Annotated in this window: 8 protein-coding genes and 1 rRNA gene; 5 read left to right on the top strand and 4 right to left on the bottom strand. The window is 70.4% G+C overall.

Annotation, left to right across the window (positions count from 1 at the left end):
* Nucleotides 1-3: 3 nt before the first annotated feature.
* A 5S ribosomal RNA gene (gene rrf / locus ABGB12_RS33120) occupies nucleotides 4-120 on the top strand.
* A gap of 291 nt (nucleotides 121-411) precedes the next feature.
* Here the strand turns inward: rrf and ABGB12_RS33115 are convergent.
* Nucleotides 412-1986, bottom strand: coding sequence for a hypothetical protein (locus ABGB12_RS33115; RefSeq protein WP_347684154.1), 1575 nt, complete (start codon nucleotides 1984-1986; stop codon nucleotides 412-414).
* Here ABGB12_RS33115 and ABGB12_RS33110 point away from each other — a divergent pair.
* The gene (locus ABGB12_RS33110; RefSeq protein WP_347684152.1) at nucleotides 1921-2634 is read left to right on the top strand and encodes a tetratricopeptide repeat protein; all 714 of its coding nucleotides are present in this window, start codon (nucleotides 1921-1923) and stop codon (nucleotides 2632-2634) included. The two genes, ABGB12_RS33115 and ABGB12_RS33110, sit on opposite strands and share 66 nt — an antisense overlap.
* Nucleotides 2635-3026: 392 nt before the next feature.
* Nucleotides 3027-4193, top strand: a complete 1167-nt coding sequence (locus ABGB12_RS33105) for an alkaline phosphatase PhoX (RefSeq protein ID WP_347684150.1) — start codon at nucleotides 3027-3029, stop codon at nucleotides 4191-4193.
* Nucleotides 4194-4314: 121 nt separating this feature from the next.
* On the opposite strand, the gene ABGB12_RS33100 is transcribed toward ABGB12_RS33105, so the two are convergent.
* The 3 genes from ABGB12_RS33100 to ABGB12_RS33090 are packed head-to-tail and all read right to left on the bottom strand — an operon-like array spanning nucleotide 4315 to nucleotide 7519.
* A complete protein-coding gene (locus ABGB12_RS33100; RefSeq protein WP_347684148.1) occupies nucleotides 4315-5232 on the bottom strand; it encodes an MBL fold metallo-hydrolase in 918 nt (305 codons plus the stop codon).
* Between the two features lie 28 nt (nucleotides 5233-5260).
* A complete protein-coding gene (locus ABGB12_RS33095; protein ID WP_347684146.1) occupies nucleotides 5261-6535 on the bottom strand; it encodes a DUF1015 domain-containing protein in 1275 nt (424 codons plus the stop codon).
* Between the two features lie 39 nt (nucleotides 6536-6574).
* On the bottom strand, nucleotides 6575-7519 hold the full coding sequence (locus ABGB12_RS33090; RefSeq protein WP_347684144.1) for a hypothetical protein: 945 nt from the start codon (nucleotides 7517-7519) through the stop codon (nucleotides 6575-6577).
* 319 nt (nucleotides 7520-7838) lie between these two features.
* Here ABGB12_RS33090 and ABGB12_RS33085 point away from each other — a divergent pair, with 319 nt between their 5' ends.
* Both ABGB12_RS33085 and ABGB12_RS33080 read left to right on the top strand, forming a co-directional pair.
* Complete coding sequence (locus ABGB12_RS33085) at nucleotides 7839-8207, top strand: tetratricopeptide repeat protein (RefSeq protein WP_347684142.1); 369 nt, start codon at nucleotides 7839-7841, stop codon at nucleotides 8205-8207.
* Nucleotides 8208-8211: 4 nt separating this feature from the next.
* On the top strand, nucleotides 8212-9198 hold the full coding sequence (locus ABGB12_RS33080) for an HAD-IIA family hydrolase (RefSeq protein WP_347684140.1): 987 nt from the start codon (nucleotides 8212-8214) through the stop codon (nucleotides 9196-9198).
* The last annotated feature ends 18 nt before the right edge of the window (nucleotides 9199-9216 follow it).

Genomic DNA, 9216 nt, shown 5'->3' with positions numbered 1-9216 from the left:
ACTTGCGGCGGTCATGGCGGAGGGGAGACACCCGGTCCCATCTCGAACCCGGAAGTTAAGCCCTCCAGCGCCGATGGTACTGCATGGGAGACCGTGTGGGAGAGTAGGTCACCGCCGCAATCAGCGTTGAGAGGCCCCGGACATCTGTCCGGGGCCTTTCCGTATTTCCGGGGGCCTTTTCCCGAGCGGCGAGAAAAAAGGGGGGGTGAGAGCCCCCCCTTACTCACGGCGGGTTTCGCCGTCCTGCGGTGGCTCGGTGGCGGGCCGTCAGCCGCGGAGCAGCGCGTCCGCGGCTGACTCCTGTTGGCGAGCCGCCGTGCGGTCTTGGCGTGCCGGTAGGCGAGGTCGGCGTCGTCCTCGACGAGCTGTCCGGCCGCGACCAGGTGCCGTGCCATGAGCGCGGCCAAGTCCTCAGCGGCCGGCTCCTGGAGACGCGTCCGGCGAGCAGGATCGGGTGCCACCGAAGTCGGTGACATCGTGGGCGGGAGAAGAACGTGTCGAAGTCGTCTTTCTCGAGGATGGCGGTGCGTACTGCGGTGTTTCGTGTGGCCGAGGGCGGGTCCGCGCATCGAGCAGCAGACCGGAGGCGTGACGCAGGTTCCTTGCAGGATGGTGCTCCTGGGTCCTGAAAGCTCCGGAGAAGGTCCGGGCTTTTGTATTTCCCTTCTCGGCTGGAGGGGATTTCTTATTTCTTCGGGTTTTGCGGCTGGGTGGCTCTGGGCGTTCGGCGTCTGAGGCTTGCTGTGTTCCGTCTACCATGTAGAGGTGAAGGAAGAGGAAGGCCGCGGCGACAACCGCGAGGGACGTCAGGGGCAGCAGGGGACGAACGGAGGCCGTGGGAACGGTCGGCCGGCGCGTAAGCCTAGTGCTCGTAAGCCGTTCAAGCCGGGTGCCGTCAAGAAGGGTCGGCCTCAGTCGGCGGGTTCGGGGCAACGCGCCGGGGGTTGGCAGGGCCGGCCGGGCGAACGCTCGAAAGATCGTTTTGGGAAGCCCCAGTCTCGGGAGGAGCGGGGGCGTTCTTTTGACCGCCGTGACGAGGGACGGTCCGGTGATGGGCGCTCCCAGCGTCCCTTCGTGAAGCGGGAAGACAGCCCTTCCGGTGAACGGCGTGAGTTCCGCAGGGACGACGGTCGTGGTTTTGGGCGTCGTGACGAGCGTCCCCAGTCGGGTGAGCGGCGTGAGTTCCGCGGTGGTGACAACCGTGGCCGCCCTCAGGGCGGTGAGCGGCGTGAGTTCCGCAGGGACGACGGTCGTGGCCGCCCCCAGGGCGGTGAGCGTCGTGATTTCCGTCGTGATGACCGTGGCTCCGGGCGGGATGATCGTCCGCAGGGTGGTGAGCGGCGTGAGTTCCGCAGGGACGACGGTCGTGGTTTTGGGCGTCGTGACGAGCGTCCCCAGTCGGGTGAGCGGCGTGAGTTCCGCGGTGGTGACAACCGTGGCCGCCCTCAGGGCGGTGAGCGGCGTGAGTTCCGTCGTGACGATCGTCCGCAGGGCGGTGAGCGGCGTGAGTTCCGCAGGGACGACGGTCGTGGTTTTGGGCGTCGTGATGACCGTCCCCAGTCGGGTGAGCGGCGTGAGTTCCGGCGTGATGACCGTGGCTCCGGGCGGGATGAGCGTTCGAGGCCCGGTGAGCGGCGTGAGTTCCGTCGTGATGACAACCGTGGCTTCGGGCGTCGTGACGAGCGTCCCCAGTCGGGTGAGCGGCGTGAGTTCCGCGGTGGTGAGCGGTCGGCCGAGGAGAAGTTCGGCGAGCGTCGTGAGGAGCGGCTTCAGCGCGGCGGGTACGGGGCCCGGGAGGACCGGGATCCGAAGCGGACGTCCTACGACGACCCGGTGATCCCCGAGGAGATCACGGGTGAGGAACTGGACGTCGAGGCCCGCGAGGAACTGCGGACGCTGCCCAAGGACCTGGCCGCGCTCGTGGCACGGCACCTGGTCGCGGCCGGACAGCTCGTCGAGGACGACGCCGACCTCGCCTACCGGCACGCCAAGACCGCACGGCGGCTCGCCAGCAGGGTCGGAGTAGTCCGCGAGGCCTGCGGTCTGGCCGCCTACCACGCCGGCGCCTGGTCGGAGGCACTGTCGGAACTGCGCGCCGCACGGCGCCTGCCCGGACGCGAGGAGCTGTACCTGCCGATCCTGGCCGACTGCGAACGTGGCCTGGGCCGTCCCGAACGCGCCCTGGAGATCACCCGTTCCAAGGAGGCCGGCTCCCTTCCCAGGGAGGAGCGGGTCGAACTCCACATCGTGGAGTCCGGTGCCCGCCGCGACCTCGGCCAGTTCGACGCCGCGGTCGTGGCCCTGCAGATCCCCGAGCTGAAGGACCGCAGGCTGCGTCCGTGGTCGGCCCGCCTCTTCTACGCCTACGCCGACGCCCTCGTCGCCGCGGGCCGTGAGGAGGAGGCCAAGGACTGGTTCCTGCGTTCGGCCGCCGCCGACCGCGAGGAGGAGACCGACGCCACCGAACGCTACGCCGAACTCGACGGTCTGGAGATCATCGACACCGTCGACCCCGAGTCGTCCGAGGAGACGACCGAGCCGGAGTCCCCTCTGACCCTCTCCTTCCAGCCCCCGCCGGAGGCCGTCCCCGACCCGGAGGACCCCCGGACCGAAGAACCCGAAGAATCCGACTGACACAAGGCCCGTCGCCCCGAGCGGCGGGCCTTCTTCTTTTCCGGGGTCTTCTCGGTTCCGGCCCGAGGCGTCGAGACCAGCCGGGCCGTCCTCCATCCAGGCAGGGCGGACAGCTCCGAGAGATCCGGCTTCCCGTTACTCGGGGCATTCGGCCGGTAGCGCCAGGTGGCCCCTCACGGATGATCGGGGCGGCAACTCCTCGGTCCAGGAACGCGAGTGGCTGCCGGGAAGGGCGAGGTCCGCGGAAGGTGGGTCGTTCGGGCTGGGGGCTATCACCGGGCCCTTGACGGTCTGTCTCGTTCGCGACATATTCACGGGGCTGTTGTGGTCTGGCGCGGGATCTGATGATCGACTGCACGGCGTTCGGTGATGCTCGAGAAGGAGTGAACGCTATGCGCGGTGTGGCTCGACGGGATTTCCTGCGGGCGACGGTGGTGGGCATGGGAGCCACCGCGTTCGTGGGCGGGTTGTGGCAGGAGGCGTTCGCGGGGCCGGCACAGCCGGGAGCTGGGCCGTACGGGTCGCTCGGGGCCGCGGACGTGAACGGGCTCCGGCTGCCGCAGGGGTTCAGCGGCAGGGTGATCGCCCGCTCCATGCAGGAGGTCGCCGGCACCGGTTACCGGTGGCACGCGGCACCGGACGGAGGCGCCTGCTTCCCCGATGGCGACGGCTGGATCTACGTGAGCAATTCCGAGGTACCGCTCGTCGGCGGGGCCTCGGCGGTGCGGTTCGGGGCGGACGGGACGATCCTCGGCGCCTACCGGACGCTCTCGATGACACAGCTCAACTGCGCCGGCGGGGCCACGCCGTGGGGGACGTGGCTGTCGTGCGAGGAGTACGACTACGGCAGCGTCTACGAGACCGACCCCTACGGGAGGAACGCCGCGGCGAAGCGGCCCGCGATGGGCCGGTTCAAGCACGAGGCCGCGGCCTGCGACCCCGACCGGAAGGTCGTCTACCTCACCGAGGACCAGTCCGACGGTTGCTTCTACCGTTTCATCCCGAAGACATGGGGTGATCTGTCGTCCGGCACTCTCGAGGTGCTGGTGGGCTCCGGCCTGGGCGAGGTGCGCTGGGAACGGGTACCCCGGCCTCAGCTGTGGCTCACCCCCACCCGCGACCAGGTGGCCGGGGCGATGCGCTTCAAGGGCGGCGAGGGCTGCTACTACGCCGACGGCGTCTGCTACTTCACGACCAAGGGCGACAACCGGGTGTGGACGTACGACGCGGCGGCCGAGACCCTCGGCCTCGCCTACGACGACGACCTCGTGCAGGGCGGCGCGGCACCGCTGAAGGGCGTCGACAACATCACCGGCACCCGCGGCGGCGACCTCTACGTCGCCGAGGACGGCGACGACATGCAGATCAACCTGATCACCCCCGAGGGGGTCGTCGCCCCGTTCCTGCAGATCGAGGGGCACCCCGGCTCGGAGATCACCGGACCGGCCTTCTCCCCGGACGGGAAGCGCCTGTACTTCTCCTCCCAGCGGGGGGCCGACGGCGTCATCCTCGGCACCGGCGGGGTGACCTACGAGGTGAGCGGCCCGTTCCGGTCCTGAATCCTCAGGTCGAGGTCCCGGCCTCGAGGATGGAGACCATCGAGAAGAGGGTGGGGAACGCCGCGGTGTTCTCTCTTCCGAGAAGGACCGGGGCGAAGGCCCCGTCCGCCCGGTCTCCCGTTCAGGTCCTGAGCGAGTGCATGATCCCGGCGACGTTGCTGGTGGTGCTGTTGAGGACCTCGTACTTGCTCTGGAGTTCGAGGTCCTCGTAGGCGCGGTACCGTCCGGCGGTGCGCTCCTGGACCATGGCGACGGCGTGGTCGACGTCCAGTCCGGCGTCGTGGGCCTGCTGGACGGTCTCGACCCACAGGCGCAGTTCCTCCTCCGAGCGGTCCAGGGTGAGGGCGACGTCCGTCACGGGGCCGTAGTGGGCGAACAGCAACCGGGTGGGCCGCAACTCCCGGAACCGGTCGAGGGAGGCCAGGGCCGTCTCCAGGTCGAAGTCCGGCGGGGGAGTGGCGGGGCGGACCTCGGCGGTCTCGGGGATGTAGATGCCGGCGGCGTCCCCGACGTACAGGTCGCCGGTGAGGGAGTCCAGCAGGCCGACGTGGTGGCGGGCGTGGCCGGGGGAGTAGTAGGTCTCCAGGCGGCGCCCGCCGCCCAGGTCGACCGCTCCGGTGTCCTCGACGGAGGTGATGCGGGCGGCGTCCGTCGGCTTCAGGTCGCCGAAGAGCACGTCGAACAGGTCGCCGAAGACCATGCGCGCGCTGCGCACGAGCCGTTCGGGCGAGGCCAGGTGCCGGGCGCCCTTCTCGTGGACGACGACCTCCGCGGACGGGTAGAGGGCGGCGATGTCCCCGACGCCGCCCGCGTGGTCGAGGTGGATGTGCGTGACGACCACGGACGCCAGGTCGTTCGCCGATACGCCCAGGGAGGACAGCGCCTCCTGGACGATCGGCGCGGACCCGGCGGTGCCGGGCTCGATGAGGCAGGGCCGGTCGCCGAGGATGAGGTAGCCGGCGGTGATGCCCTGGTGGCCGGCCATCTGGGTGTCGATCTCGTAGACGTCGTCGCCGAGGGGTGTGATCAGGTTCGCCATGGCCTTCACGGTAGCCGATGCATATGATCTACAACGTAAAGGCCTCGTCCGTCTGGACCAGCCGCATGACCAGACCGGTGCGGGGCTTGGGCCCGAACGAGGTCGATTTCCTGGGCACCCGTTCGCCGTCGGCGGCCAGAGCCATCACCTCCGCCACGGTCAGCGGGTTGAGGATCACCGCGGTCCCCCCGCTCCCGGAGGCGCGGGAGACGGCGTGGGCCGGGTCGTCGTGCACCACCTGGACGCTGTGCTCGTCGGGAGTGATCTTCCACAGGTCGCCGATCAGCAGCCCGTCCAGGACGGCGGTGTTCAGGGAACGCCAGCGCGCGGACCGGTCGGCGGGCAGCGCGGCGGCCAGCCGGGCCGGATCGGGGCCGCTGAGCAGCCACAGGCGGCAGCCGGAGCCCGCCAGCAGCAGCCCGTCCGGCGTCGCCTCCAGAGCCGCGAGCGCCTTGGCCAGGCCGCCCTCCAGCGGGGTGACCTCGAAGGCCTCCTCCGCCGCCCGGGCGGCCTCCGCCGGGTCGAGGCCGGGCAGGACGCGGTGGATGGCACCCAGATGCGGGGGATAGCGCAGCGAGTCGACCAGCAGCGCCAAGCCGTAGTCCCACGGACCCGGCCCGTCCCGGCGGGCCTGGAACTCCCGGTAGGCGGCGTAGCGGTGGTGGCCGTCCGCGATCAGCGCCCGGCGACCCCGCAGGTCGTCCGCGATCGTGCCGTCGTCCTCCAGGCGCCACAGGCGGTGCCGCGTCCCGTCGCCCGAGACGATCTCCAGGACGGGGTCGGAGCCGTCTGCGACCCGGTCGACCACATCGCTGGCGGGGCCGTCGCCCTCATAGGTCAGGAAGATGGGCTCCAGATTGGCGCGGGTGGCCTCCAGGAGGGCGAGCCGGTCGCGTACGGGGCCGGGGTACACGTTCTCGTGCGGCAGGATCACCCGTTCGGACTCGTCCCGCAGGCCCACGCAGCCGATCAGCCCGCGCTGCAGGAATCTCGGCCCGCCCATCTCGTAGACGTACAGGGCGGGGGAGTCGTCCATGACCAGCGTCCCGTCGGCGAGCCACTCGCGCAGCAACCGTCCGGCCTCCTCGTAACCGCCGCCGGGCAGGGTGATCTGCACGATGTTGTGCGACGCCCCCGCCCTCAGCCGTCCCAGATCCGCCTTGTCGATGAGGTCGTACGGCGGGCAGGTGACGGCATCGAGGTTCCCCACCGCGGAAGGGGAGAACCGCACGCCGGAGAAAGGGGAGAGCTCCAGCCCTCGTTCGGAGGGGCCGATGCCGGGTGATGTGGAAGAAACGTTCACATTCGTTCAAGTTCCCGTGATTCCGAAGGATTCCCAGACTCAAAGCTGAGACCAGCTATAGCCCACGGACAGCGGTTCCATGAGGGGGTGCAGGATCCTCTCCGTGATCTTCCCCTTGCGGGAACCGTTGTCGATGCCGCGCTTCTTGCAGGTCTGGAAGGTGAAGAAGAGGACGCCGCGCTTACCGGAGCTGCTCTTGAAGACGAGGACGACGTCGGGGTACGGCGCGGCTCCTCCGCTGCACTCGGAGGAGGGGACGGCCTTGTTGCCGCCGCGTCGTGCCGTGTTGAGAAGGGCGGCCAGGCGCTTGGCCTTGGCGCCCTTCGCCCGGTAGGAGGCGATGATGGGGAGACCGTGCTTCTTGACCGCTCGGGGGCTGTCGCCGTATTCGCCGCCGCCGTAGTAGCAGACGGAGACCGAGGCGGGGGAGGCGGGCGCGAGGCGGGCTCCCTTCACGCCTCCGGGACGACGCGGTGCCCGGAGGCTGTTGGCGGCGCAGCCGTTCACGTCGGTCTTGACGATGCGGAGGCTGTCGAGGATGCGGGTGGTCTCGGACCGGCTGAGCGTCCGGACGGTCAGGACGATCCAGGCCGAGGGGACCTTGACGTATCCCGCGTAACGGCCGTCGGGAAGCCGTTCCTCAAGCCGGGTGGCCTTCCTGCCGGAGACGGTGACCGTGACGGGGGTCCCGGTCGGTTTCACGCCTTCGGGCTGGGACTCTCCGCTGCCGAGGATCGCCACCTCCTTGCGGGGCGACTCGGGGGTGTAGCACGCCGGTTGGGGCCCCGAAGGCCTGACCACGCTGGGCGCGTCGCTCATGTTGCAGCCGAAGTCGTTGGTCCGCCAGTCCGCCGGAACCTTGATCTCGGCCCCGCGGGTGCCCTCGACCCGCCACTTCGCCGGAGCGGCCGAGGCCGGAAGAGAGGCCAGGGCCGAGCCCAGGGCGGCTGCGGCCGCAAGGGCGGACATCCGGAGCCAGGACATGAGGGGCATGACAGCCATCGAAACCTCGAACCGTTCGCTGGAAATCACGCCAGGCTACTGGAAACGCGCGTGAAGATCGCCGGTCTGCGGGACGGGCGTGAGGGCGGTGCCCTGACCCGGGGCGGGCGGGGCGCATACGGTGGACGGGTGAGCGCCCGCGGGTTCCAAGGAGGCTGGGAGGGGAGTGAGCGCCGGCGAGAGGACGAGACGGGTGTCCCGCCGATGACTCATGTGATCCGCATCGGGGCATGCTACGGATTGAGGTGTATGGGAGGTGCACACCTTGGTTCAAGGTCCAGGTGAGCCGCAGGAAAGCCCGGTGGACGTCTACGACCTTTATTCACGCGGAATGAAGCTGCTGGGCGCGGGCAGTCCCGCGGCGGCCGTGCAGCTGCTGGCCAGGGCGGTCGAGGCCGAGCCGCAGTCCCCCAGCATCCGGGAGGCGCTGGGGCGCGCGCTGTTCGGGGCACGGCACTACGCCGAGGCCGCCGAGAGCTTCCGGTCGATCATCGAGGAGAATCCTGCCGAGGACTATGCCCGGTTCGGGCTGGGCCTGGCGCTGAGCCGGATGGGCGAGTTCGAGGCCGCGGTGGAGCACCTGGCCCTGGCCGCGGCGATGCGGCCGGAGAACCGGGACTACGCCTCCGCGTTGCGGCATGCCCGAGCCACCCTCGACTCCCGGAGATGACCGAATGCTGATCGACGCCTATGACGTGGCGCTGCTGGACCTCGACGGTGTCGTCTACCGAGGCCACCACCCCATTGAGAACGCCGCCGAGTCCCTGGCCAAAGCCCGTGCCCAGGGGATGCGGCTGGCTTATGTGACGAACAACGCGTCCCGGACGCCCAGTGCCGTCGCCGGCCTGCTGACGAGCCTGGGCGTCCCGGCCGCCGCCGAGGACGTGGTGACCTCCGCCCAGGCCGCCGCCCGGCTGCTGGCCGAACGGCTTCCCGCGGGGGCGAAAGTCCTGGTCGTGGGCGGCACGTCCCTGCGCCACGCGCTGTACGCGCAGGGGCTGAGGCCCGTCTCGACGGCCGCCGAACGCCCGCAGGCCGTGGTGCAGGGCTTCTCTCCGACCCTGGAGTACAGCCTGATCGCCCAGGGCGCCCAGGCCGTCCGCGACGGCGCGCTGTTCGTGGCATCGAACGGCGACTTCACCGTCCCGGCCCCCTTCGGACCGCCCAAGCCCGGCAACGGCTCCCTCGCGCAGGTGATCAGGTACGCCACCGGCGTCGAGCCGATCGTCACCGGCAAACCCGAGACACCCCTGCACCGCGAAAGCATCCTGCGGACGGGCGCGGAACGCCCCCTGATCGTCGGGGACCGCCTCGACACCGACATCGAAGGCGCCCACAACGGCGGCGCCGACAGCCTCCTGGTCTTCACCGGAGTGACCGACCCCCTGACGGCGCTCACCGCCCCACCCCACCAGCGCCCCACCTACCTGGCCCCCGACCTGACCGGCCTGCTCCTCGACCACCCCCGGGCGGTCCACGCGAGTGAGAGCTTCACCTGCGGCGGCTGGACCGCCGCCTGGAACGGCCCCGCCATCGCCCTCACCGGGGACGGCGACCCCTGGGACGGGTTGCGCGCCCTGGCCGCGGCCGCCTGGCGAGACCCGTCCCCGGCCCCTCGCGAAGCCGTCGAAGCGGCTCTCGCCGTCCTGCGGCTGAGCTAGGGGCCTGGGGACGTACGG

This window comes from Actinocorallia sp. B10E7 (assembly GCF_039871655.1).
Taxonomy (GTDB): Bacteria; Actinomycetota; Actinomycetes; order Streptosporangiales; family Streptosporangiaceae; genus Actinocorallia.
The sequence above is the reverse complement of the archived record's forward strand: the minus strand, read 5'-3'. Positions and strand labels throughout refer to the sequence as shown.

What these genes read in the sequence shown, in the direction of transcription:
- ABGB12_RS33105 (WP_347684150.1), top strand. Translation starts at nt 3,027, where the DNA reads ATGCGCGGTGTGGCTCGACGGGATTTCCTGCGGGCGACGGTGGTGGGC.
- ABGB12_RS33090 (WP_347684144.1), bottom strand. Translation starts at nt 7,519, where the DNA reads ATGTCCTGGCTCCGGATGTCCGCCCTTGCGGCCGCAGCCGCCCTGGGC.
- ABGB12_RS33100 (WP_347684148.1), bottom strand. Translation starts at nt 5,232, where the DNA reads ATGGCGAACCTGATCACACCCCTCGGCGACGACGTCTACGAGATCGAC.
- ABGB12_RS33080 (WP_347684140.1), top strand. Translation starts at nt 8,212, where the DNA reads ATGCTGATCGACGCCTATGACGTGGCGCTGCTGGACCTCGACGGTGTC.